The 547-nt window shown below is 41.0% G+C and carries 1 protein-coding gene; it reads right to left on the minus strand.

All coding sequences use genetic code 11. The annotated features are described in order from the left end of the window. A partial coding sequence (locus WMO41_RS15860; protein ID WP_349230600.1) for a transposase occupies positions 1 to 547 on the minus strand: 547 nt, incomplete at both ends.

A 547-nucleotide genomic window follows, 5' to 3' on the forward strand; every position in this document is an offset into this window, starting at 1 on the left:
TGTCTGCGTGATACTCCATGTTTTCTCTTCTGCTGATGTCTTTTTTGTATTTTCGGGTTTTCGAAATCTCATAGTTCTGCGGCTTTATATAGGCGGTCTGTCCGTTTCCCTCAATGAAAAGATAGTTTTCTTCACTTTCATATCCGGCATCTGCAACGATTTCTGAATATTTAAATCCTAAGTGACTCTCCATATCTTTCAAAAAAGGGATCAGGGTGCATGTATCGGTTGGACGCGGGCTAATATCAATCCATGTGATGTATTCAGAGTCCACTCCGTGCTGGATGTTATAAGCAGGTTTTAACTGTCCATTCAGCATCGCATCTTCTTTCATTCTCATGAAGGTCGCATCCGGGTCTGTTTTGGAATAACTGTTTCTATCTCCAAGCGTATACAGTTTTTTCGTATATTCCTTTAGTTTCTCCAGATATTGATCCAGCTGTTCCAGGGATTTCTGCAACTGTGTTTTTCTACGTCCAATTCCATGCACGAACACAATTCCCTCCTGTACTTTGACGCGGCACAACTGCTTTTTTAACCGTTTTAA

The organism is Ventrimonas faecis (genome assembly GCF_040096075.1).
GTDB classification, from domain to species: Bacteria; Bacillota; Clostridia; order Lachnospirales; family Lachnospiraceae; genus Brotaphodocola; species Brotaphodocola faecis.